The sequence below is a fragment of the Microbacterium sp. LCT-H2 genome (assembly GCF_001866135.1).
Lineage (GTDB): Bacteria > Actinomycetota > Actinomycetes > Actinomycetales > Microbacteriaceae > Microbacterium.
Map to the genome: position 1 here is coordinate 358902 of NZ_MODW01000002.1, position 23647 is coordinate 382548.

A 23647-nucleotide genomic window follows, 5' to 3' on the forward strand; every position below is an offset into this window, starting at 1 on the left:
TCCATGACTGACTACAGACGACTTCGCGTGGCGCTGCTGGGCGCCGGAGCCGTCGGCTCCCAGGTGGCGGCCCTCCTGCTCCGCCACGGCGACGAGCTGGCCGACCGTGCGGGTGCTGCGCTGGACCTGGCGGGCATCGCGGTGCGCAACCTCGACGCGCCCCGCGACGTCGACCTCCCGAAGGAGCTCTTCACGACCGACGCCGAGTCGCTCATCCTCGGCGCCGACATCGTGATCGAGCTCATCGGCGGCATCGAGCCCGCGCGCACGAACATCCTCCAGGCGATCGGCTCCGGAGCCGACGTGGTCACGGCCAACAAGGCACTGCTGGCCACCCACGGGCCGGAGCTGTTCGAGGCGGCGGATCGCGTCGGCGCCTCGGTGTACTACGAAGCGGCGGCCGCGGGCGCCATCCCGATCATCCGTCCGCTGCGCGATTCCCTCGCCGGCGACCGCGTCGTGCGGATCATGGGCATCGTCAACGGAACGACGAACTACATCCTCGACCGGATGGACACGGAGGGCGCCGACTTCGCCGACGTGCTGGCGGACGCGCAGCGCCTCGGATACGCGGAGGCCGACCCCACCGCGGACGTCGAAGGCTACGACGCCGCGCAGAAGGCCGCGATCCTCGCCAGCCTCGCCTTCCACACCGCGGTGCCGCTGGAGGCGGTGCACCGCGAGGGCATCACCGCGATCACGGCATCCATGATCGAGGAGGCCCGCGCGGCGGGCTTCGTGATCAAGCTGCTCGCCGTGTGCGAGCGCATCGAGGCCGACGGCGCCGAGTCCATCTCGGTGCGGGTCTACCCGGCCCTCGTGCCGGTCGCCCACCCGCTCGCCTCCGTGCACGGCGCCAACAACGCCGTCTTCGTCGAGGCCGAGGCGGCGGGCTCCCTCATGTTCTACGGCGCGGGCGCGGGTGGGATCCAGACGGCGTCCGCCGTGCTCGGCGACGTGGTCTCGGCCGCTCGTCGGCACATCGCCGGCGGCGTCGGGGTGGGCGAGTCCACGCGGGCGAACCTCCCCGTCGTGCCCATCGGCCATGTCACGACCCGGTACCAGATCACCCTCGAGGTCTCCGACGCCCCGGGCGTGCTGGCCACCGTCGCCGGGATCCTCAGCGACGGCGGCGTGTCCGTCGCGACCGTCGTGCAGACCGTCGAGGGGGAGGACGAGCCGACCGCGCGCCTCATCATCGGCACGCATCGCGCGACGGAGCAGGCCCTCAGTGACACGGTGGACGTGCTGGCGGGCAGCGACGTCGTCGCCCGCGTCGTGTCCGTCCTCCGGGTGGAAGGCGAGTGACCACGGTGACGGCCACGGCTCCCGCCCCCGAGGAGCACGGTGCGCGCGTGGGACGCACGGTCGAGGTGACGGTGCCGGCGACGAGCGCCAACCTGGGCCCCGGCTTCGACACGCTCGGCCTGGCGCTCAGCATCTACGACCGCCTCGAGGTGACGGCGCTGCCCGAGGGGCAGCTCGAGATCGAGGTCTCCGGTTCCGGCGCCGAGGAGATCCCGCGGGATGCGTCCAATCTCATCGTCCGCACGATCGCCTACGTGTTCGCCGACGCAGGCCGCGCGATGCCCGGCCTGCGCATCGTGGCCGAGAACGCCGTCCCGCACGGCCGCGGTCTCGGCTCCTCTGGTGCGGCCGTCGCCGCCGGCGTGCTCGCGGCGAAGGGGCTGCTGGCCGGCGACGTCGACATCTCCGACACCGATCTGCTGCGCCTCGCGACCGAGCTGGAGGGCCATCCGGACAACGTGGCGCCCGCACTGTTCGGCGGACTCACGATCGCGTGGATGGGGGAGCGGGGCCCGCAGCACAAGAAGCTCCTCGTGCACCGCGGCGTGTCGCCGCTCGTCCTCGTCCCGGCCTACACGATGTCCACCTCGCAGGCCCGTTCCCTGCAGCCGCCGCACGTCTCCACGGCCGACGCGGTGTTCAACGTGTCCCGGTCGGCGCTGCTCATCGCGGCGCTGATGCAGAGCCCGGAACTGTTGCTCGACGCGACCGCGGACCGGCTGCATCAGGATTACCGCGCCGGCGCCATGCCCGAGACGCAGCGCCTCGTGCAGGCGCTGCGCGCCGCGGGATTCGCGGCCGTCGTCTCCGGCGCCGGACCCAGCGTGCTCGTGCTCGCCGACGGGCCTGGCAGTCGTCTGGACGCCGTCGATGTGGCCAATCGGGTGACCGACACCCCGTGGGAGGCGCTCCTGCTCGCCGTCGACGTCCGTGGTGGTACAGTGGGGGATCGAGCGGAGGGCTCCACGTAGCATTCGTGAATCTGGCCCCATTGCATCTCTTGCAAGACCCGCACGCGAACCCCTGAGGCCCAAGTGCCGAGGCTGGCTGACGCCGAGCGTCAGCCCGTGCGATCGTGCGCAGCACCCGTTGTGCGCGTTCACGCTCATTTCCCATGACCTATAAGGGAGTACTCGTGGAGAACCTCTCCGAGACCCAGAACGATCAGGCGGCTCCGACCGCCGATGCCCCCGTCGCCGAGCAGGCGACCGAATCCGCTCCGGCCAAGAAGCGCGCACCGCGTCGGGCGAATACCGCCACGGCTGCGGCCAAGGCGGCCAAGGCCGCGGAGGAGTCCGGTTCGGCCGAGGCCCCTGCGGCTGCCGCCGCCTCCGCCGAGGCTGCGGAGGCGGCCCCGAAGGCGAAGGCTCCGCGCCGCACGCGGGCGAAGAAGGCCGACGCCGAGGCCCCCGCTGAAGCCGCACCGGCCGAAGCGGCCCCCGCTGCCGAGACCGTCGAGGCGCCGGCCGAGGCCCCCAAGTCCGCCCGCGGCCGTCGCACGAAGAAGGCGGACGACGAGGCTCCGGAGGCGAAGACCGAGAAGGCCGAGGCAGCACCCGCCGAAAGCGCGACGGAGACCGCCGAGGCGGGCACCGCTCAGGGCGGCCGCGCCAAGAACGACGCGGCGAAGAACGACGCAGCGAAGAGCGAGTCGAAGAACGACAGCGCCGCCGCGAAGAACGAGGCCGAGGCGGACGCTCCGGCGAAGGATGCGTCCGGCGAGGGAGACAGCGGTGAGGAGCAGGGCGGTCGAGGCCGCAACCGCAACCGCAACCGCAACCGTGGCCGGGGTCAGGGCGGCGGCCAGGAGCAGGCGCAGAACGCGCCGGCCGACGACGACCAGTCGGGTAACGGCAACGGCCGCAACCGTCAGCGCAACAAGCGTCGCAGCGGCGGCCAGGCCGACGAGTTCGAGACGGAGATCACCGAGGACGACGTCCTCATCCCGATCGCCGGTATCCTCGACGTGCTCGACAACTACGCTTTCGTGCGCACCACCGGCTACCTGGCCGGCCCCAGCGACGTCTACGTCTCGCTCGGCCAGGTCAAGAAGTACAACCTCCGCAAGGGCGACGCGGTCGTCGGGTCGATCAAGCAGCCGCGCGAGGGCGAGCAGCAGGGCCGCCAGAAGTACAACGCGCTCGTCAAGGTCGACTCGATCAACGGCCTCTCGGTCGACGACGCGGCCACCCGCGTGGAGTTCGGCAAGCTCACCCCGCTCTACCCGCAAGAGCGCCTGCGCCTGGAGACGGCTCCGGAGAAGCTGACGCAGCGGATCATCGACCTCGTCGCGCCGATCGGCAAGGGCCAGCGCGGCCTCATCGTGGCGCCGCCGAAGGCCGGGAAGACCATCGTCCTGCAGCAGATCGCCAACGCGATCGCGCAGAACAACCCCGAGGTGCACCTCATGGTCGTGCTCGTCGACGAGCGCCCCGAAGAGGTCACCGACATGGAGCGCACCGTGAAGGGCGAGGTCATCGCCTCGACCTTCGACCGTCCCGCGGAAGACCACACGACGGTCGCCGAGCTCGCGATCGAGCGGGCCAAGCGTCTCGTCGAGCTGGGCCGCGACGTGGTCGTGCTGCTCGACTCGATCACCCGTCTCGGTCGTGCGTACAACCTGGCCGCTCCGGCGTCCGGCCGCGTGCTCACCGGCGGCGTCGACGCGTCCGCGCTCTACCCGCCGAAGCGCTTCTTCGGTGCCGCCCGCAACATCGAGAACGGCGGATCCCTCACGATCCTCGCCACCGCGCTCGTCGAGACCGGCTCCAAGATGGACGAGGTCATCTTCGAGGAGTTCAAGGGCACCGGCAACAGCGAGCTGCGCCTTTCCCGTCAGCTCGCCGACAAGCGCATCTTCCCGGCGGTGGACGTGAACGCGTCCAGCACGCGCCGCGAGGAGATGCTGCTCTCGGCCGACGAGGTCAAGATCACCTGGAAGCTGCGTCGCGCTCTCGCCGGGCTCGACCCGCAGCAGGCCCTGGAGGTCGTGCTCGGCAAGCTCAAGGAGACCCACTCCAACGTGGAGTTCCTCGTGCAGATGCAGAAGTCCATCCCGACGCTGCCCTCGGGCGCCCACGGGCACGACAACAACATCCGCTGAGGTCCGACGTGTTCGAGTCCGTCCAGACTCTGATCGACGAGCATCGCCGGGTCCAGGAGGAGCTCTCCGACCCGGCGGTGCACGCCGACGCGGCACGCGCCAAGCGCGTCAACCGTCGGTATGCCGAGCTGTCGCGCATCGTCGCGGCGCATGAGGCGTGGACGGGGGCCGTCGACGATCTGGAGGCAGCGCGGGAACTGGCCCGCGAGGACGAGGCGTTCGCCGCGGAGATCCCCGCTCTCGAAGAGGGCGTGCAGGCGGCGCAGGAGCGGCTGCGGCGCCTGCTCATCCCGCGGGATCCGGATGACGCCCGCGACGTGATCATGGAGATCAAGGCGGGGGAGGGCGGCGCGGAGTCGGCCCTGTTCGCCGCGGATCTGCTGCGCATGTACGTGCAGTACGCCGCGTCGAAGGGGTGGAAGACCGAGCTGCTCGAGCGCAACGAGTCCGACCTCGGCGGCTACAAGGACGTGCAGGTCGCCATCAAGGGTTCCTCGTCCGACCCCGCGCAGGGCGTCTGGGCGCATCTGAAGTACGAGGGCGGCGTGCACCGCGTGCAGCGGGTTCCCGCCACGGAGTCGCAGGGCCGCATCCACACCTCCACGACCGGCGTGCTGGTGTTCCCCGAGGTGGACGAGCCCGAGGAGATCCAGATCGATCAGAACGATCTGAAGATCGACGTGTTCCGCTCGTCCGGCCCCGGTGGACAGTCGGTGAACACCACCGACTCCGCTGTCCGCATCACGCACGTGCCCACCGGCATCGTCGTGTCCATGCAGAACGAGAAGTCGCAGCTGCAGAACCGCGAGGCGGCGATGCGGGTGCTGCGTGCCCGGCTGCTGGCCAAGCAGCAGGAGGAGCTCGATGCGGCCGCCTCCGACGCGCGCAAGTCGCAGATCCGCGGCATGGACCGCTCGGAGCGCATCCGCACCTACAACTTCCCCGAGAACCGGATCGCGGATCACCGCACCGGGTTCAAGGCGTACAACCTCGATCAGGTCATGGACGGTGCGCTCGACCCCATCATCGAGAGCGCCATCGCCGCCGACGAAGAGGCCCGTCTGGCTGCCGTCGGCTCCGAGGGCTGAGCGGCTCCCGCGACGGCGTCAGGTGCGCGCGGCGTACCGGTGCTCGGGACGCCCGGTCGACCCGTAGCGCAAGCGCACCTCGACGATGGTCCGTGCGGCGAGAGCCGCGAGGTGCCGTTGCGCCGTGGCCCGGGAGATGCCGACCCGCTCGGCCACCTCCGCGGCGGAGGCCTCGCCGTCGCCGAGCGCCGCGAGCACGCGCTGCTCGGTGGCCGAGCGCGACAGGGAGACCGGCTCGCCGCCGCCGTGCAGGATCGCCAGCGCGCGGTCCACGTCTTCCTGCGTGACGGGCCGATCACCCGCGAGCAGGTTGCGGTAGCGGGTGTACCGGTCGAGGAGTCCCGTGAGAGCGCGTCGGTCGAAGGGCTTCACGAGGTAGCCCACGGCGCCGGCGCGCAGTGCGCGGCGCACGGTGGGCGCGTCGTCCGCGGCGGAGATGAGGATCGCGTCGACCCCGAGCTCGCGGACGAGTCCGATGCCGTCCCCGTCGGGGAGGTAGACGTCGGCGAGCAGGAGGTCGGGGCGTGTCGAGCGCACGAGGTCGCGCGCCTCGGCGCAGGACCGCGCGGTCCCGGTCACGGCGTATCCGGGCTGATCGTCCACGACCGTCCGGTGCAGGTCGGCCACCCGGAAGTCGTCGTCGAGGATGAGCGCGCGCAGCGGATCGGTCATGGGTCCTCCTTCGGGACACGCGGGGCGGGGTCGACGGCATCCCCGAGCCGGGCGGCGAACACCGCGCCGTTGCCGGGACTGCCGGGGTCGATGATCCAGAGGTCGCCTCCGCTCCGGCGGGCGATCTCCGTCGCGAGCGGCAGACCGATGCCGTGCCCGTGCACGGCGTCCTCGCTTCCGTCCTCGACGGCGCTCGTCCGTGGGTCGGGCTCGCGCAGACCGTCGCCGGAGTCGGCGACGGTGACGACGAGCGCGTCACCGTCGCTCAGCACGGAGACGTCCACCCACCGCGGCTCCCGCGTGCCTGCGACGGCGGCCACGACCGCGTTGTCGACGAGATTGCCCAGCACGCTCGCCACGTCCTCGGCCCGGCGGACGGTGCCGATCAGGTGAGTCTCGTCCCCGATCCGCAGGGCGACGCCCCGTTCGGCGGCCTCGACGCCCTTGGCTCCGAGGAAGGCGTGCAGGAACGGGTCGCCCACGAGGTCGAGTCCGGTGACGGGGAACGCCACCGGACCGCGACTCACCAGCTCGCCGAGGAATGCCCTGGCGTCGTCGACGCGACCGGCGTCGAGGAGGCCCGCGGCCACATGAAGGCGGTTCGCGAACTCGTGGCGCTGGACACGCAGCGCGGAGGTCATCGTCCGGACGGCCTCCAGCCGCTCGGTCAGGGCGATGAGGTCGGTGCGGTCGCGCACGATCAGCACATCGCCGAGCGCGCGCCCGTCGCGTCGCACCGCGCGCGATTCGAGGTACAGCATCCGGTCGCCCACGACGGCCTCCGCACGGTCGCGAGCCCCGATGGCGGTGTCCCGCACGATCGGGGGGAGCGGGAGCGTGTCCACGGTGTGGCCGACCGGATCGTGGAGCCCGAGGAGCCGGTCCGCCGCCGCATTGCTCACGCGCACGACACCGTCCTGATCGACGGCGAGCACGCCGTCGCCGACGCCGTCGAGCACCGCCGTCTGATTCTGCACGAGGGCGACCAGCTCCTCGGGCTGCACGCCGATGGTCAACCGTTCCCAGCGGCGGCGCAGGAGCAGGAAGGTCAGGAGGGCGAGGGTGAGCGCGCTGGCGGCGGTGAGAGCGAGAGCGGTGAGGAGGGGCGGCAGGTCGTCGAACACACCCGCGCGCTCGAACCCGACGCTGATCTCGCCGACCGGTGTGCCGGAGTCGTCGCGCACCGGCACCTTCGCGCGGGCGGACTCGCCGAGCGTGCCGGCCTGCCAGTCGACCACCTCGTGGCCCGCCAGCACCTCGGCGAAGGGGGTGCTCACCACCTCGCCGATCCGCGACGGCAGGGGATGGGCGAGGCGGATGCCCTGGTCGTCGGTGATGACGACGAACAGGGCTCCGGTGCGCGCCGTGACGGCGGCGGCGATCTGCTGCAGCTCCCCGTCGCGCAGCGCCTCCGCATCCGGCTCGTCGTCCGACGCGGAGATGGCGGCGACCGCCGCCCGCACCTGCGCGTCCTCCGCCAGGGTCCTCGCGATGCCGAGCGCGGTCGACTCCGCCTCGGCGCGCAGCTGCTGGACGGCGAGGGCGAGGTACACGCCCGTGCACAGCGCGACGACGAGGGCGACGGCGGCGAGGTGCAGCAGCAGCGCGCGGGTCGCGAACCGGACCCGTCTCCGCGGGGACATCGACACCTCCTCGACGCGCAATATGCGCAGAAGTCACGGTACGCGCACAAGGCCCGGGAATGCGGCATACCGCGCTCCGCGTCCCCGGATTCCCTAGCCTCGTCAGGATCCGTCAGCGATGACGGAGCGACGACGAAGGAGTCACGCATGTTCCACGCATCGACCGCGCTGATCGCTGCTGCCGAGGAGGAAGCCCCCACCTACGACGTGGCCTTCGTACCGCCGGAGGGCGTGCTCGTCATCCTCGGCTTCACGATGGTCCTCGTGTTCATGACGCTGATCATGACCAAACGCCTCACCCCCATGGTGGCCCTGATCCTGGTGCCGACCGCCTTCGGGCTCTTCGCGGGAGCGGGGCTCGGGCTCGGCGACATGATCCTCGACTCGATCGGCACCATGGCGCCCACGGCGGCGCTGCTGATGTTCGCGATCATGTTCTTCGGCATCATGATCGACGTCGGACTCTTCGACCCCCTCATCCGGCTGATCACGCGGGTGCTCGGCGACGACCCCGCGAAGGTGGTGCTCGGGACGGCGATCCTCGCCGGCGCGGTCTCCCTCGACGGCGACGGCTCGACGACGTTCATCATCACGACCTCCGCGATGCTGCCCATCTACCTGCGCCTCGGCATGAGCCCCGTCGTCCTCACCTGCGTCGCCGGTCTCATGAACGGCACGCTCAACATCGTCCCGTGGGGCGGCCCGACCGTGCGCGCCGCGACCGCGCTCGGTGTGCAGCCGACGGAGATCTTCGTTCCGATGCTCCCCGCTCTGGGCGCAGGCATCGTCGTGGCGCTCGGGTTCGCCTGGCTCCTCGGCCTGGGGGAGCGGCGCCGCCTGGGACGGATCGACGCGGACGGCCGGCTCACCGGAGCCGACGGCGGCGTCCTCTCCTCGGTGCCCCGGATCTTCCGCGGCGCCGAGCTCAAGCCGGGCGCTCGTGCCTCGCTGCGCACCGGCAACCTCGTCGTCGTCGCCGGCGGACACGCCCCGGTCGCCGCCGGGAGCGTCGACCCCGCGGACACGGCGATGGCCGACACCATGCTGGACCCCGCCCGGCCGACCCTGCGCCCGCGGCTGATCTGGTTCAACCTGCTGCTGACCGTCGCCGTCATGGTGCTCCTGGTGATCGACATCCTGCCGCTGCCCTACGTGTTCATGGTCGGCGCGGGAATCGCCCTCGTCGTCAACTTCCGCGGCATCAAGGAGCAGGCGGCCGAGATCGTCGCGCACGCCCCGAGCATCGTCGGCGTCGTGTCGATGGTCATCGCGGCCGGCGTCCTCGTGGGGGTCCTCTCCGGCACCGGCATGGTCGACGCCATGGCGACCTGGATCACGAACGTGCTGCCGCCCGCGCTCGGACCCTTCCTCGCTCCGATCACGGGCGTGCTGTCCATCCCGTTCACGTTCTTCATGTCGAACGACGCCTTCTACTTCGGGATCCTCCCGGTGCTCGCCCAGAGCGCGGCGAGCTTCGGCATCGATCCGGTCGAGATGGCCAGGGCCTCGATCACCGGGCAGCCGGTGCATCTGCAGAGCCCGCTCGTGCCCGCGATCCTGCTGCTCGTCTCCCTCGCCGGGGTGAACCTCGGAGACCACCATCGCAAGGTGCTGTGGCGCGCGGTCATCGTGTCGCTCGTGATGCTGGGGATCGGGATCCTGGTGGGCGCCGTCCCGTTCTTCGTCGCGTAGTGACCCCGCCCCGGTGCCGCGCTAGGCTCGCCCCGTGATCACACTCCTGTACCGCGGCCTGATGTATCTCGTGTCGGCCGGCCTCGGTCTGCTGGCGGCGGACCTGCTCCTCGACGGTTTCCAGATTCAGTGGGACCAGTGGTGGGGGTTCGTCGTGTGCATCGTGGTGTTCGCCGTGCTGCAGAGCGTCCTCTCGCCGTGGGTGAGCAGGCTCGCCGATCGCTACGCGCCCGTGCTCATGGGCGGCATCGGGATCTTCTCCACGCTCATCGCCCTCATGGTCGTCGTGCTCCTGCCCATCGGGGGCCTGCGCATCGTCGACCTGACCGGGTGGCTGCTGGGCGCCGTCATCGTCTGGCTGGTGACGGCGCTCGGCAGCGTGCTGCTTCCGCTCGTCTTCCTGCGTCGTCGGATGGAGGGCCGCAGCGAGCACCGCTCGGGTCGCCGGGCGGCGCGTCAGATGGAGTAGTCCGGGGCGGTCAGCAGGGCTCTGGTGTCCTCGCCGGCGGTCCGCTGGCGCGGCTTCGCCGGCACCCCCACGAGCACGCTGTCGGCGGGCGCGTCCTTCGTGACCACGGCGTTGGCGCCCACCACCGAGCGGGCGCCGACCGTGACGGGGCCGAGGATCTTCGCTCCCGCGCCCACGGCGACACCGTCGCGCAGGGTGGGGTGCCGCTTGCCCACGTCCCGTGTCCGACCGCCGAGGGTCACACCGTGGTACATGAGCACGTCATCGCCGATCTCCGCGGTCTCGCCGATCACGACGCCCATGCCGTGGTCGATGAAGAAGCGCCGTCCGATCCGGGCTCCCGGGTGGATCTCGACGCCGGTCAGCCAGCGGGACACCTGCGACCCGGCGCGGGCGAGGAGGCGGAAGCGTCGCCGCCACAGCGCGTGGGAGACGCGGTGCGCCCAGACAGCATGCAGGCCGGGGTAGAGCAGAGCCACCTCGATCGCGCTGCGCGCGGCCGGATCGCGAAGGCGCGCGGCGGCGATGTCCTCGCGCATTCGCCCGATCATGCCCATCGACGACCTCAGTCCTCCCGCAGATCCTCGAACAGGGCGGTGGAGAGGTACCGCTCGCCGGTGTCCGGGATGATCACGACGATGGTCTTGCCGACGTTCTCCGGGCGTGCGGCGACGGTCAGCGCGGCCGAGACGGCGGCACCGGAGGACATGCCGACCAGCAGTCCCTCCTTCGCCGCGAGCTCGCGGGCCACGCGCAGCGAGTCCTCGAACTCCGCGGTGATGATCTCGTCGAGCACCTCACGGTCGAGGATGTCGGGCACGAAGTTCGGGCCGATGCCCTGGATCTTGTGCGGTCCGGGGTGTCCCTCGGTCAGGACGGGGGAGTCCTTGGGCTCGACGGCGATGACCTGGACCTCGGGCTTGGCCGCCTTCAGCGCCTGTCCGGTGCCGGTGACGGTGCCGCCCGTGCCGACGCCGGCGATGAAGATGTCGACCGCGCCGTCGGTGTCCCGGAGGATCTCCTGCGCCGTAGTCTCGCGGTGGATCTGCGGGTTCGCCGCGTTCTCGAACTGGCGGATCCAGACGGCGCCGGGGGTCTCGTCGACGATCCGCCTGACCTCCTCGATGGCCCCCTTCATGCCCTTGGTGGGGTCGGTGAGGACGATCTCCGCGCCGAACGCCTTGAGCAGCACACGGCGCTCCTTCGACATCGAGGCGGGCATGGTGAGGATGACGCGGTAGCCGCGCGCGGCGCCGACCATGGCGAGGGCGATGCCGGTGTTGCCGCTCGTCGACTCCACGATGGTGCCGCCAGGGGAGAGCTCGCCGGCGGCCTCGGCTGCGTTGATCATGGCGATGCCGATGCGGTCCTTCACGCTCGACGCCGGGTTGTAGTACTCGAGCTTCGCGAGCACGGTGGCGCCGAGACCCTCGGTCACGCGGTTGAGGCGGACGAGCGGGGTGTTCCCGAAAGCGGTGGTGATGTCGGGGTGGATGCCGGACATGGGGGAGCCTTCCTGTGCGGGTGCGCTGCCGCTCCAGCCTAGGCGAGCGTGATGGGGCGCGGGGTATTGTGACGGCTGCGCACTCTACGCTGGAGCCATGCCCGACCTCTCTCTCGCCGCGGCCGTGCGCGCCGCCGCGCAGCGTCTCGCAGACGCCGGCGTGCCCGACCCCCTCGTTGACGCGGAGCTGCTCGCCGGGCACGTCCGTGGACAGCGTCGGGGAGAGGTGCAGGCAGCGGTGATCCGCGGTGACCGACTCGACGAGGAGGATGCGACCGTGCTGGACGCCCTCGTCGCCCGGCGAGCGGGCCGCGAGCCCCTGCAGCATCTCACCGGCACCGCGCCGTTCCGGCACCTGGAGCTCGCCGTCGGCCCCGGCGTCTTCGTCCCGCGTCCCGAGACGGAGACGGTGGTGCAGTACGCGATCGACGCTCTCCTGGGCTCGGGGGAGCCGTCGCCGATCGGGGTCGACCTCGGCACGGGCAGTGGCGCGATCGCGCTCGCGATGGCCACGGAGGTGCCGCACGCCCGGGTGTACGCCGCTGAGCTCTCTCCGGAGGCGCACGCCTGGGCGCGACGCAACGTCGAGGGCGTCGAGAACCTCACCCTCGTGCTGTCCGATCTCGCAGACGCGTTCCCCGAGCTCGACGGCACCGCGAGCGTCGTCATCTCCAACCCGCCGTACGTGCCGGCGCAGGCGATCCCCCGCGACCCGGAGGTGCGCCTGTTCGACCCGGCACTGGCGCTCTACGGCGGAGAGGACGGCCTCGACGTCGTCCGGGTGCTCAGCACCAGAGCTCTCCGCCTGCTGCGATCCGGCGGAACCCTTGTGATCGAGCACGGAGAGCTGCAGGGCGCTCCGATCCGCGAGCTGCTCGCGGCGGACGGCTGGCGGGCCGCGGCCACCCATCGCGACCTGACGCTGCGCGATCGCACCACCACCGCCGTGCGTCCCTGATCAGCAGACGTCGAGCTCGTCCCGAACCCGCCCCGCGTAGAATCGAACCGTCATGTCCCCCATCTTCGACTGCAGCGACGAGGCGCAGCTGCTCGCTGGGATGCGCAACGCGCGTCAGGCGATCGGCCGCGGCGACCTCATCGTCATCCCCACCGACACCGTCTACGGCGTCGCCGCCGACGCCTTCTCGCCGCCCGCGGTGCAGCGCCTCCTGGATGCCAAGGGGCGCGGCCGCAATCAGCCGCCGCCTGTGCTCGTCGGCACGAAGGAGACACTGACGGCCCTCGCGGAGGCTGTTCCGGAGCCGGTCCAGCGCCTGGTCGACGCGTTCTGGCCGGGCGGACTCACGATCGTCCTTCCTGCGCAGCCCTCTCTGGTGTGGGATCTCGGGGAGACCCAGGGCACGGTCGCCGTCCGCATGCCCGAGGGGCGCGTGGTTCTCGAACTGCTGGCCGAGACCGGGCCGCTCGCGGTGTCCAGCGCCAACCTCACCGGCAAGGCGGCGGCGATCTCCGTGCTCGACGCGGAGAAGATGCTGGGCGACAGCGTCGCGGTGTACCTGGACGACGGCATGAGCAGGAACGGCGTCGCCTCCACGATCGTCGACGCGACCTCTCTCGTGCGCCGCGGCCCCGATGCCGAGGAGGGCGTCGTCCGGATCCTGCGGGACGGCGTCGTGACCAGGGAGCAGCTGCGCGAGGTACTGGGCGATCTGCTGGAGCCGGAGCCGCAGGACGGGGATTCGTGAAGCAGTACCTCTTCACGATCATCGTCACCGCCGCGATCACCTTCGTGCTGACGTGGGCGGTGTGGCGGTTGAGCCTGCGCTTCAAGCTGTATCCCGGCATCCGCGAGCGGGATGTGCACACCACGCCGACGCCCCGCCTCGGCGGCGTCGCGATCTTCCTCGGCATCGTCGCCGCCTTCGCGGTATCGGCGGCCAACCCCTTCTTCCAGAGCATCTGGACGCCCCCGCAGACCATGTGGTCCATCCTCGCCGCCGCACTCCTCATCGCCGTGATCGGGGTGATGGACGATCTCTGGGACATCGACTGGATGATCAAGCTCGGCGCGCAGTTCCTCGCCGCGGGCATCATCACGGTCGGCGGCGGTCTGCAGATCCTCTCCCTGCCGTTCGGCGACCTCATCGTGGTGTCGAGCTGGCTGAGCATCACGATCACGATGTTCGCGATCGTGATCGTCATGAACGCCGTGAACTTCATCGACGGGCTGGACGGCCTCGTCGCCGGTGTCTGCCTGATCTCCAACGGGGTCTTCTTCGCCTATTCGTACATCTTCACGCGCGACTCCGGTGCGTCGAGCTACTTCAACCTCTCCACCTTCCTCGCGGCGGTCCTCATCGGCGCGTGCCTCGGCTTCCTGCCGTTGAACTGGAGTCCGGCGAAGCTGTTCATGGGCGACTCGGGGGCACTCGTGATCGGTCTGCTCATGGCGACCTCGGCCATCGCGATCACCGGGCAGATGGATCCGTCCGCCCTGGACCCGGAGCGCCTCGGGCGCTCGCAGCTCATCGGCGCCTTCCTGCCCATCCTGCTCCCGCTGCTCGTCGTGCTCCTCCCGCTGCTCGACTTCGGGCTCGCCGTGCTGCGTCGGATGAGCGCCGGCCGCTCGCCGTTCTCCCCGGACCGGAAGCACCTGCACCACCGGATGCTCGACCTCGGGCACCGCGACCGCGACGCGGTCCTCATCTTCTACGCCTGGACGGCCGTCATCTCCCTCGCCGTCCTCCTGATGTACGTCGGCGCCCGGGAGGACTGGCCTGGCCAGTACCTTCCCGGCGTCGCCTTCGGGGTCGTCGGCATCGCCGCGTGCCTCGTCATCACCCTGAGCCCCACCCGCCGACGCAAGACCGCCGCGGGCGCTGCGCCCGACCCGATCCCTCTGGAGCCCCGATGAGTCCCAGCCCCGTTTCCAGCACCCCGATCCTGCGTCGCACGCTCGTCTGGTCGGCGGTGGCCACCGTCGTGCTGGCTCTCGTCGCCGGCGGGATCGGCTTCGTGGTCGCGCAGCGGGAGGGGCTCGTGAGCGGCCTCCTCGGCGTGCTCCTGGCCGCCCTGTTCCTCGGCATCACCGGGCTGAGCATCCTGATCGCCAACCGCTGGTACGGTGACCCGCTCTACGTGCAGCTGTTCTTCGCGATCGTGCTGGGTGGCTGGCTTCTGAAGCTCGGGGTCTTCGTCGTCGTGATGATCATGCTCGCCGGACAGCCGTGGATCGAGCCGATGGTGTTCTTCCTGTCGATCGTCGCCGGGGTGCTGATGTCCCTCATCATCGATGTCGTCGTCCTCACCCAGATGCGGCTGCCGAACGTCAGCGACACCACACTGCCCACCGAGGTGCCCGAGGACCGCGCGCCGGGGGCGGCGAACGATCCCTCGGACGGCCCGGCGGACACCGCCCCGCGGTCTTAGGGCACCCTTGGATTCTGATAGTGTTGAGGAGTGCCCGCCGCTCGCCCGCGAGCGCTTGCGCTGTGTAGCACACCGACCATCGTCGCCCCGGTTCTGACCGGTGCCCCGAAGCTGGAGCCCGCGCTGTTTAATCTTGCTGCGACCCTGACCCCCCGACTCGCGTCCTCGGATGGCGAGTTCCACGGCCCTTCGATCGATGAGTTCTTCCCGGAGATCCTCTTCCACGTCGGACCCATCCCGGTCAACCGGATCCACCTGATCCAGTTGCTCTCGGTGATCGCCGTCGTCCTGATCCTCTGGCTCGGCACCCGCCGCATGAAGGTCGTGCCCGGCCGGTTCCAGAGCCTCGTCGAGATGGGCCTCGGCTTCGTCCGCGGCGGCATCGCTCACGACCTGCTGGGCCGCAAGGACGGCGATCGCTTCCTGCCGATCCTCACCACGATCTTCTTCATGGTGCTGTTCATGAACATCACGGGCATCATCCCGTTCCTGAACATGCCGGGAACGGCGATCATCGCGGTTCCGCTCACGCTCGCCGTGGTCAGCTACGTCACGTTCATCTATGCCGGCATCAAGAAGAGCCCGAAGAACTTCTTCAAGAACGCGCTCTTCCCGTCGGGCGTGCCGTGGCCGGTCTACTTCATCGTCACGCCGATCGAGCTCATCTCGACGTTCATCATCCGCCCGGTGACCCTCACCCTGCGATTGCTGATGAACCTCGTCGTCGGCCACATGATCCTGGTCCTCTGCTTCGCAGCGACCCAGTTCTTCTTCTTCACCGCGGGCGGCGGCTGGGCTGCCCTCGGTATCGGAACCCTCGCCTTCGGCGGCGCCTTCACTCTCTTCGAGATCCTGGTCGCCGTCCTGCAGGCCTACGTCTTCACCGTCCTCACCGCGGTCTACATCCAGCTCGCGGTCGCAGAAGAGCACTGAGCGGGCGGGCAACAGCCCACCCACCCAACGAAAGGAAAAACCCGTGGACGCAACTACGGTTCTCGCTGAAATCAACGGCCACCTCGCGGCGGTCGGCTACGGCCTCGCGGCCATCGGCCCGGCCATCGGTGTGGGCATCGTGGTCGGCAAGACCATCGAGGGCGTCGCCCGTCAGCCCGAGCTGGCCGGTCGCCTGCAGGTCCTCATGTGGATCGGTATCGCCTTCACCGAGGCGCTTGCGTTCGTCGGCATCGCCGTCGGATTCATCCCCTTCCCGTAATCCCCACCGACTTCTGAAGGAGACAGGATGCTGAACGCTCTTGTCACGAACCTCGCGGCAGAGGGTGAGGCGGCGAACAACCCGCTGATCCCCGCGTGGTACGACATCATCTGGTCGGGCTTCTGGTTCCTCATCATCCTCGCCGTCGTGTGGAAGGTCGCCCTTCCCCGTCTCACGAAGATGCTCGACGAGCGGTCCGCCGCCATCGAGGGCAACATCGCCAAGGCCGATGAGGCGCAGAAGCAGGCGGAAGCGGCTCTCGAGGAGTACACCCGGCAGCTCGCCGAGGCACGCACCGAGGCCGGTGAGATCCGTGAGGCCGCCCGTGAGGACGGCAAGAAGATCATCGCCGAGGCGAAGGAGACCGCAGCCAGTGAGGCCGCGCGTCTGACCGCCACCGCGCACACGCAGATCGAGGCCGAGCGCCAGACGGCTCTCGTCTCCCTGCGCAGCGAGGTCGGCTCGCTCGCTCTCGACCTCGCCGGCGGCGTGGTCGGCGAGACGCTCTCCGACGACGCTCGCGCGGCCGCCGTGGTCGACCGCTTCCTCGCCGATCTCGAAGCATCCGAGAAGGCGGCTCAGTAATGGGCAGCGCGACCGCTCAGGCACTCGCGGCATCCACTCAGACGCTTGCCGCAGCGAAGGACGTCACCCTCGAGACCGCGCGCGAGCTGTTCGCGGCCGCGCGGGCCGTGGGCGAATCGTCTCAGCTGAGCGGCGCGCTGGCTGACCCCTCGGCTCCGACCTCGGCCCGGCAGAACGTCGTGTCCGCGGTGTTCGGGCAGTACGGCTCCGCTGCGCAGGACGTCCTGCGCACCGCGGTCGCCGAACGCTGGTCGAACGCGTCGGAGCTGATCGACGGTCTCGAGGAGCTCGCGATCCGGGCGGCGACCGTCGCCGAGCCCGGCGCGGACATCGAGGGAGAGCTCTTCGGCTTCTCGCGGGTGATCGCGGCGAACCCGGAGCTCGAGCTCGCTCTCGGCAGCCGGCTCGGGGGAGAGGACGCGAAGGCCGCCCTGGTCGAGCGCCTCCTCGGCGATGCCTCTGCCAGCGCTCCGACGGCCCTCATCGTCACGTCCCTCGTGCGTCAGCCGCGCGAGCGTCGGGTGCGGCAGCTGCTGAGCCGGGCGATGCGCATCGTCTCGAGCCAGCGCGGCCGCCTCGTGGCCACGGTGCACACGGCGACCGAGCTCAGCGACGCCCAGCGCACGCGACTCGGCCAGACGCTCTCGCAGCGATACGGCGGCCAGGTGTCCCTCAACGTCGTCATCGACCCCAGCGTCGTCGGAGGCCTGCGTGTGCAGATCGCCGATGACGTCATCGACGGCAGCATCTCCGCACGACTCGCCGACCTTCGCCAGAAGCTCGCGGGCTAACACGACTTCGCGCGGGGAACCGCGCACCCAGATACAAAGGGAAGACAATGGCAGAACTATCGATCAGCCCCGACGTCATCCGTGACGCGCTGAAGGATTTCGCCGCCGCGTACGAGCCCACCGGGGCCGCGGCGACCGAGGTCGGCACCGTCATCGACGCCGCCGACGGCATCGCTCACGTCGAGGGACTTCCCGGCGTCATGGCGAACGAGCTCGTGACCTTCGCCGACGGCACCAAGGGTCTCGCGCTGAACCTCGACGAGCACGAGATCGGCGTCGTCGTCCTCGGCGACTTCACCGGCATCGAGGCCGGTCAGGAAGTCACCCGCACGGGTGAGGTCCTCTCCGTCCCGGTCGGTGACGGCTACCTCGGCCGCGTGGTCGACCCGCTCGGCAACCCGATCGACGGCCTCGGCGCGATCGCGACCGAGGGTGTCCGCGAGCTCGAGCTCCAGGCCCCCGGCGTCATGCAGCGCAAGTCGGTCCACGAGCCCATGCAGACCGGCATCAAGGCCATCGACGCGATGATCCCGGTCGGTCGCGGCCAGCGCCAGCTCATCATCGGCGACCGCCAGACCGGCAAGACGGCCATCGCGATCGACACGATCATCAACCAGAAGGCCAACTGGGAGTCCGGCGACGTCAACAAGCAGGTCCGCTGCATCTACGTCGCCATCGGTCAGAAGGGCTCGACCATCGCTTCGGTGAAGGGCGCGCTCGAGGAGGCCGGCGCTCTGGAGTACACCACCATCGTGGCGGCTCCGGCGTCCGACCCCGCCGGCTTCAAGTACCTCGCTCCGTACACCGGATCGGCGATCGGCCAGCACTGGATGTACGGCGGCAAGCACGTCCTGATCATCTTCGACGACCTGTCGAAGCAGGCCGAGGCCTACCGTGCCGTCTCGCTGCTGCTCCGCCGCCCGCCGGGCCGCGAGGCCTACCCGGGTGACGTCTTCTACCTGCACTCGCGTCTGCTCGAGCGGTGCGCGAAGCTGTCCGACGAGCTCGGCGCCGGCTCGATGACGGGTCTCCCCATCATCGAGACCAAGGCGAACGACGTCTCGGCATACATCCCGACCAACGTGATCTCGATCACCGACGGCCAGATCTTCCTGCAGTCCGACCTCTTCAACGCCAACCAGCGTCCTGCGGTCGACGTGGGCATCTCGGTGTCGCGTGTCGGCGGTGACGCCCAGGTGAAGTCGATCAAGAAGGTCTCCGGAACGTTGAAGCTGGAGCTGGCGCAGTACCGCTCGCTCGAGGCGTTCGCGATGTTCGCGTCGGACCTCGACGCCGCGTCGCGCCGTCAGCTCTCGCGCGGTGCCCGTCTGACCGAGCTGCTCAAGCAGCCGCAGTACTCGCCGTACCCGGTGGAGGAGCAGGTCGTCTCGATCTGGGCCGGCACCAACGGCAAGCTCGACTCGATCGAGGTCGAGGACGTGCTGCGCTTCGAGCGCGAGCTGCTCGACTACCTGCGTCGCAACACCAAGGTGCTCGACACGCTGCGGGAGACGAACGTGCTGGACGACGCGACCGTCGCCGAGCTCGACAAGCAGACCGACAACTTCCTCCTGGAGTTCCAGGGCGGCAAGGGCCACGCCATCGGCGCCCCTGGTCACGAGGAGCACGCTGCGGCCGAGGCCGAGGACGTCAACCAGGAGAAGATCGTCAAGGGTCGTCGCGCGTAATCGCGTGAGGTACTGATTCATGGGCGCTCAACTCAGGGTCTACAAGCAGAAGATCTCTTCTGCTCAGACGACCAAGAAGATCACGAAGGCGATGGAACTCATCGCGGCTTCGCGCATCCAGAAGGCGATGGCACGCGTCAAGGCGTCCACCCCCTTCGCGCGAGCCGTGACGAGGGCCGTGTCCGCCGTCGCGACGCACTCGAACGTCGACCACCCGCTCACCCGCGAGCCCGAGACGATCCGCCGTTCCGCGGTCGTGATCTTCTCGTCGGACCGCGGTCTCGCCGGAGCCTTCAACTCGCAGATCCTCCGTGAGGGTCTCGAGGTGGCGGAGCTCCTGCGCGAGCAGGGCAAGGAGCCGGTGTTCTACCTCGTGGGCCGCAAGGCCGTCGGGTACTTCCAGTTCCGTCGTATCGAGGCCGCTGCAGAGTGGACCGGCGACACCGACACCCCCTCGTTCCACACGGCAGAGGAGATCTCGCAGACGCTTCTCGAGGCCTTCAACCGTGGGGGAGAGGACGGCGGCGTCGACGAGATCCATCTCGTGTACAACCGCTTCGTCAGCATGATGACGCAGTCGCCGGAGTCCGTGCGCCTGCTGCCGCTGGAGATCGCGGAGGCCGACGACTCGGAGGCGGGCAGCACCGTCTACCCGCTGTACGAGTTCGAGCCCGACGCCGAGACGGTGCTCGACGCGATCCTGCCGGTGTACATCCAGAGCCGCGTCTTCAACGCCCTCCTGCAGTCGTCCGCCGCCAAGCAGGCCGCGACGCAGAAGGCGATGAAGTCGGCCAGCGACAACGCCGACAAGCTCATCACCGACTACACCCGCCTGCGCAACAACGCGCGTCAGGCCGAGATCACCCAGCAGATCGCCGAGATCGTCGGTGGCGCCGACGCTCTCGCATCGAGCTGACAGACCCTCAGGAAAGAGACGAAGAAATGACCACCACCGCCACGGCTGAGCAGCCGGCGACCGCGGTCGTCGGGCGCGTCGCCCGCGTCAACGGTCCGGTTGTCGACATCGAGTTCCCGCACGACTCGATCCCCGACATCTACAACGCGCTGAAGACGACGATCACGATCGGCGAGGAGTCCACCGAGATCACGCTCGAGGTCGCGCAGCACCTCGGCGACGACCTGGTCCGCGCCATCGCCCTGAAGCCGACCGACGGCATCGTCCGCGGTCAGGAGGTGCGTGACACCGGTGAGGCCATCTCGGTCCCCGTCGGTGACATCACCAAGGGCAAGGTCTTCAACGTGATCGGCGAGGTCCTCAACGGCGAGCCCGGTGAGACCATCGAGGTCACGGAGCGCTGGCCCATCCACCGCAAGGCCCCGAACTTCGACCAGCTCGAGTCGAAGACCACGATGTTCGAGACGGGCATCAAGTCGATCGACCTCCTCACCCCGTACGTGCAGGGTGGAAAGATCGGTCTCTTCGGTGGTGCCGGTGTCGGCAAGACCGTCCTCATCCAGGAGATGATCCAGCGCGTCGCGCAGGACCACGGTGGTGTGTCGGTGTTCGCCGGTGTCGGTGAGCGCACCCGTGAGGGCAACGACCTCATCCACGAGATGGAGGAGGCGGGCGTCTTCGACAAGACCGCCCTCGTCTTCGGTCAGATGGACGAGCCGCCGGGGACGCGTCTTCGCGTCGCCCTGTCGGCTCTGACGATGGCGGAGTACTTCCGTGACGTGCAGAAGCAGGACGTGCTGCTCTTCATCGACAACATCTTCCGCTTCACGCAGGCCGGTTCCGAGGTCTCCACGCTGCTGGGCCGCATGCCTTCCGCCGTGGGCTACCAGCCGAACCTCGCCGACGAGATGGGCCTCCTCCAGGAGCGCATCACCTCGACGCGTGGTCACTCGATCACCTCGCTGCAGGCGATCTACGTGCCGGCCGATGACTACACCGACCCGGCTCCGGCCACCACCTTCGCGCACCTCGACGCGACGACCGAGCTCTCGCGTGAGATCGCGTCGAAGGGTCTGTACCCGGCCATCGACCCGCTGACCTCGACGTCGCGCATCATGGATCCCCGCTACTTGGGCGAGGACCACTACCGCGTGGCCACCACGGTCAAGCAGATCCTCCAGAAGAACAAGGAGCTGCAGGAGATCATCGCCATCCTCGGTGTCGACGAGCTCTCCGAGGAAGACAAGATCGTCGTGTCGCGTGCACGCCGCATCCAGCAGTTCCTTTCGCAGAACACCTACATGGCGAAGAAGTTCACGGGCGTCGAGGGTTCGACCGTGCCGCTGAAGGAGACCATCGAGTCGTTCGATGCGATCACCCGCGGTGACTTCGACCACGTCGCCGAGCAGGCCTTCTTCAACGTCGGTGGCATCTCCGACGTGGAGGAGCGCTGGGCGCAGATCCAGAAGGAGAACGCCTGACCATGGCGCTGCACGTCAGCCTCGTCTCCGCCGACGCGGAGGTCTGGACGGGAGAGGCGAGCCTCGTGGTCGCCAAGACCGTCGAGGGCGAGATCGGCTTCATGTCCGGTCACGAGCCGGTGCTGGCCATCCTCGCCGAGGGCCAGGTCCGGATCACCCAGACGGATGGCGCCAAGGTGCTGGCGAACGCGCAGGACGGATTCCTCTCGATGGAGGGCGACGTCCTGACGATCGTGGCCGGCAACGCGGCACTCATCTCCTGACAGTCCTGTACATCGCGTCCGCCTCGACACCCGCCCGGGTGCCGAGGCGGACGCGTCTCTTTTCCCCGAGGTCCCATGAAGATCCTGCTCCCGCCGTCCGAGACCAAGCGCGAGGGCGGTGACGGCGGCCCCCTGGACGTGTCGGTGCTCGCGCTTCCCGATCTCGCTCCGCAACGGGATGCCGTGATCGATGCCCTCGTCGCTCTCGCGGACGACGAGGACGCCGCCCGGCGGGTGCTCAAGCTCAGCGAGCGGCAGCGGGGAGACGTCGCGCACAACCGGGCCCTGCGGACCTCGGCCACGATGCCCGCGGTGGACCGCTACACCGGGGTGCTGTTCGACGCCCTCGATGCGGCGTCGCTGTCGGCTGCCTCCCGCCGTTGGCTGGATGCCCATGTGTGGATCCACAGCGCCCCGTTCGGCCCCGTCGCCGCTCTGGACGCGATTCCGACGTATCGCCTCGCGGCCGGCACGGCGGTGCCCGGGATGGCGCCGCTCCGCCGTCACTGGGCCGAGCCGACGACGGCGGCGATCGCGGCCGACGCCCCCGCGTTCGTCCTCGATCTGCGCAGCGAGGCGTACGCGGCGCTCGGTCCCGTGCCTGACGCGGTGTCGTCGGCGTATGTGCGGGTCGTCACGGCGCAAGGGAGAGCCCTGAACCACTTCAACAAGAAGAGCAAGGGGCTGCTCGTGCGCGCGCTGGCGGAGGATCGTCCGCGGCTGGGCTCGCTCCGCGCCCTGCAGCGGTGGGCCCAGGCGCATGACTTCGTGCTCCGGAACGGTGCGGTGGGCGGCGAGGTCGAGCTGGTCGTCGCCGACTGACGGTCACTCGAGCCCGGCGAATCGCCTCCGGCGGTCGTTGCCGCCCCCTGGGTGCACCGCTACCATGTCCAATGCGAGGCGGGGAGTCTCGTGGTGGGGGACGAAAGCCGTCTCCCCTGACCAGAGAATGTGAGCCTCATGGGTTACGACGACTACGGAGCGGGCTATCTCGGCCTGCTCTTCGCCTACTTCTTCGTCATCCTGCTGATCGCGGTCGCCGGATACGTCCTGGTGTCGCTCTTCTACATGAAGATCTTCCAGAAGGCCGGGGTGCAGGGGAACTGGCGCGCCTGGGTGCCGGTCTACAACTCCATGATCTTCTTCAAGCTCGGCGATCTGAGCCCGTGGCTCGTCCTCTACGGCATCGCGGGTGCCGCCCTGCTGAGCTGGATCGGCATCGGCTTCCTCTTCTCGCTCGCCCTCGGGGTGCTCTCGGTCATCGCGGCGTGGCGCGTGGGCCTCAAGCTCCAGAAGGACGCCGTCTGGGTGGTCCTCTACGTCTTCCTCTCCATCGTGTGGCTCGGCATCAACGCCTTCGACAAGTCGCGCTGGAACCCCAACATCCAGCCGGCTTCCTGGGCGGGCAACGCTTTCCTCGGCGACCGCACGGTCTGGGACGGGGTTCCCGTCCAGCCGGCAGCGGTCGCGCCGCAGCAGGGCTACGGCGCTCCGCAGGGGTACGGCACTCCGCCGCAGGGGTATGCACCGCCCACACAGGCGTTCACGCCGCCCGCTGCGCCCGGCTATGCGCCGCCGGCTGCTCCCGCCGCCCCGGCGACGGGCGCGCCGGTCCCTCCGGTGCCGCCGACCACTCCTCCGGCACCTCCCGCAGCTCCGCCCACGACGCCTCCGGCTCCGCCCGCGGCTCCGCCCGCGGCTCCTCCGGCTCCGCCGACCACGCCGAACGACCCCACGCAGCCGCCTGCGTGACGACAGAAGAAGAACCCCCGGTCTCCGGACCGGGGGTTCTTCGCGTCCGTGGTCCCGGCGCGTCCCGGCATGCCGCTAACGTGGAGGCA

Annotated in this window: 24 protein-coding genes; 20 read left to right on the plus strand and 4 right to left on the minus strand. The window is 69.7% G+C overall.

From position 1 onward, the window contains the following. The first annotated feature begins 3 nt into the window (after positions 1 to 3). From BK819_RS06105 to prfA, 4 genes are all read left to right on the plus strand, one after another. Positions 4 to 1308, plus strand: coding sequence for a homoserine dehydrogenase (locus BK819_RS06105; protein WP_071328359.1), 1305 nt, complete (start codon positions 4 to 6; stop codon positions 1306 to 1308). A 5-nt stretch (positions 1309 to 1313) separates the two neighbouring features. Continuing rightward, positions 1314 to 2279 carry a homoserine kinase gene (gene thrB, locus BK819_RS06110; protein ID WP_256209417.1) on the plus strand — a complete coding sequence of 322 codons (966 nt, stop codon included), beginning with the start codon at positions 1314 to 1316 and terminating at the stop codon, positions 2277 to 2279. Between the two features lie 143 nt (positions 2280 to 2422). Continuing rightward, the gene (rho, locus tag BK819_RS06115) at positions 2423 to 4411 is read left to right on the plus strand and encodes a transcription termination factor Rho (RefSeq protein ID WP_177173801.1); all 1989 of its coding nucleotides are present in this window, start codon (positions 2423 to 2425) and stop codon (positions 4409 to 4411) included. An 8-nt stretch (positions 4412 to 4419) separates the two neighbouring features. Beyond that, the gene (gene prfA / locus BK819_RS06120; RefSeq protein WP_071328361.1) at positions 4420 to 5499 is read left to right on the plus strand and encodes a peptide chain release factor 1; all 1080 of its coding nucleotides are present in this window, start codon (positions 4420 to 4422) and stop codon (positions 5497 to 5499) included. A gap of 18 nt (positions 5500 to 5517) precedes the next feature. On the opposite strand, the gene BK819_RS06125 is transcribed toward prfA, so the two are convergent. Both BK819_RS06125 and BK819_RS06130 read right to left on the minus strand, forming a co-directional pair. Further along, the gene (locus BK819_RS06125) at positions 5518 to 6171 is read right to left on the minus strand and encodes a response regulator (RefSeq protein WP_071328362.1); all 654 of its coding nucleotides are present in this window, start codon (positions 6169 to 6171) and stop codon (positions 5518 to 5520) included. Then, positions 6168 to 7814 carry a sensor histidine kinase gene (locus BK819_RS06130; RefSeq protein ID WP_071328363.1) on the minus strand — a complete coding sequence of 549 codons (1647 nt, stop codon included), beginning with the start codon at positions 7812 to 7814 and terminating at the stop codon, positions 6168 to 6170. Before BK819_RS06130 ends, BK819_RS06125 begins: the two co-directional genes overlap by 4 nt. A 147-nt stretch (positions 7815 to 7961) precedes the next feature. Between BK819_RS06130 and BK819_RS06135 the strand changes: the two genes are divergently transcribed. After that, complete coding sequence (locus BK819_RS06135) at positions 7962 to 9506, plus strand: CitMHS family transporter (protein WP_071328364.1); 1545 nt, start codon at positions 7962 to 7964, stop codon at positions 9504 to 9506. Between the two features lie 34 nt (positions 9507 to 9540). Further along, complete coding sequence (locus tag BK819_RS06140) at positions 9541 to 9975, plus strand: phage holin family protein (protein WP_071328365.1); 435 nt, start codon at positions 9541 to 9543, stop codon at positions 9973 to 9975. Here BK819_RS06140 and epsC read toward each other — a convergent pair. Both epsC and cysK read right to left on the minus strand, forming a co-directional pair. Beyond that, complete coding sequence (epsC, locus tag BK819_RS06145; protein WP_071328366.1) at positions 9963 to 10532, minus strand: serine O-acetyltransferase EpsC; 570 nt, start codon at positions 10530 to 10532, stop codon at positions 9963 to 9965. The genes BK819_RS06140 and epsC overlap by 13 nt on opposite strands. 8 nt (positions 10533 to 10540) lie before the next feature. After that, positions 10541 to 11479: a cysteine synthase A gene (gene cysK, locus BK819_RS06150; protein ID WP_071328367.1), complete on the minus strand. Its 939-nt coding sequence runs from the start codon at positions 11477 to 11479 to the stop codon at positions 10541 to 10543. 97 nt (positions 11480 to 11576) lie between these two features. Between cysK and prmC the strand changes: the two genes are divergently transcribed. The 14 genes from prmC to BK819_RS06220 all read left to right on the plus strand — a co-directional run bounded on the left by prmC (position 11577) and on the right by BK819_RS06220 (position 23558). Then, positions 11577 to 12437, plus strand: coding sequence for a peptide chain release factor N(5)-glutamine methyltransferase (gene prmC, locus BK819_RS06155; RefSeq protein WP_071328368.1), 861 nt, complete (start codon positions 11577 to 11579; stop codon positions 12435 to 12437). A 52-nt stretch (positions 12438 to 12489) separates the two neighbouring features. Further along, positions 12490 to 13185 carry an L-threonylcarbamoyladenylate synthase gene (locus BK819_RS06160; RefSeq protein WP_071328369.1) on the plus strand — a complete coding sequence of 232 codons (696 nt, stop codon included), beginning with the start codon at positions 12490 to 12492 and terminating at the stop codon, positions 13183 to 13185. Beyond that, positions 13182 to 14354 (plus strand): MraY family glycosyltransferase, encoded by a 1173-nt coding sequence (locus BK819_RS06165; RefSeq protein ID WP_071328370.1) that lies wholly within the window; start codon positions 13182 to 13184, stop codon positions 14352 to 14354. Before BK819_RS06160 ends, BK819_RS06165 begins: the two co-directional genes overlap by 4 nt. After that, positions 14351 to 14869 (plus strand): hypothetical protein, encoded by a 519-nt coding sequence (locus tag BK819_RS06170; RefSeq protein WP_071328371.1) that lies wholly within the window; start codon positions 14351 to 14353, stop codon positions 14867 to 14869. The genes BK819_RS06165 and BK819_RS06170 overlap by 4 nt, the downstream gene beginning before the upstream one ends. A 144-nt stretch (positions 14870 to 15013) precedes the next feature. Further along, the gene (gene atpB, locus BK819_RS06175) at positions 15014 to 15802 is read left to right on the plus strand and encodes a F0F1 ATP synthase subunit A (RefSeq protein ID WP_036292497.1); all 789 of its coding nucleotides are present in this window, start codon (positions 15014 to 15016) and stop codon (positions 15800 to 15802) included. A gap of 43 nt (positions 15803 to 15845) precedes the next feature. After that, positions 15846 to 16082, plus strand: coding sequence for an ATP synthase F0 subunit C (gene atpE / locus BK819_RS06180; protein WP_025103147.1), 237 nt, complete (start codon positions 15846 to 15848; stop codon positions 16080 to 16082). 27 nt (positions 16083 to 16109) lie between these two features. Further along, a complete protein-coding gene (locus tag BK819_RS06185; protein WP_025103148.1) occupies positions 16110 to 16667 on the plus strand; it encodes a F0F1 ATP synthase subunit B in 558 nt (185 codons plus the stop codon). After that, a complete protein-coding gene (locus BK819_RS06190) occupies positions 16667 to 17458 on the plus strand; it encodes a F0F1 ATP synthase subunit delta (protein ID WP_071328372.1) in 792 nt (263 codons plus the stop codon). Before BK819_RS06185 ends, BK819_RS06190 begins: the two co-directional genes overlap by 1 nt. 47 nt (positions 17459 to 17505) lie before the next feature. Next, a complete protein-coding gene (gene atpA, locus BK819_RS06195) occupies positions 17506 to 19146 on the plus strand; it encodes a F0F1 ATP synthase subunit alpha (RefSeq protein ID WP_062634989.1) in 1641 nt (546 codons plus the stop codon). Between the two features lie 19 nt (positions 19147 to 19165). Further along, a complete protein-coding gene (locus tag BK819_RS06200) occupies positions 19166 to 20062 on the plus strand; it encodes a F0F1 ATP synthase subunit gamma (protein ID WP_025103151.1) in 897 nt (298 codons plus the stop codon). 26 nt (positions 20063 to 20088) lie between these two features. Continuing rightward, entirely contained in the window at positions 20089 to 21543 is a 1455-nt protein-coding gene (gene atpD / locus BK819_RS06205) for a F0F1 ATP synthase subunit beta (protein ID WP_025103152.1), read from the plus strand. A gap of 2 nt (positions 21544 to 21545) precedes the next feature. Beyond that, positions 21546 to 21806, plus strand: coding sequence for a F0F1 ATP synthase subunit epsilon (locus BK819_RS06210; RefSeq protein WP_025103153.1), 261 nt, complete (start codon positions 21546 to 21548; stop codon positions 21804 to 21806). A gap of 75 nt (positions 21807 to 21881) precedes the next feature. Continuing rightward, positions 21882 to 22628: a YaaA family protein gene (locus BK819_RS06215; RefSeq protein WP_071328373.1), complete on the plus strand. Its 747-nt coding sequence runs from the start codon at positions 21882 to 21884 to the stop codon at positions 22626 to 22628. A 138-nt stretch (positions 22629 to 22766) separates the two neighbouring features. After that, positions 22767 to 23558, plus strand: a complete 792-nt coding sequence (locus BK819_RS06220) for a hypothetical protein (RefSeq protein ID WP_071328374.1) — start codon at positions 22767 to 22769, stop codon at positions 23556 to 23558. Positions 23559 to 23647: the final 89 nt, after the last annotated feature.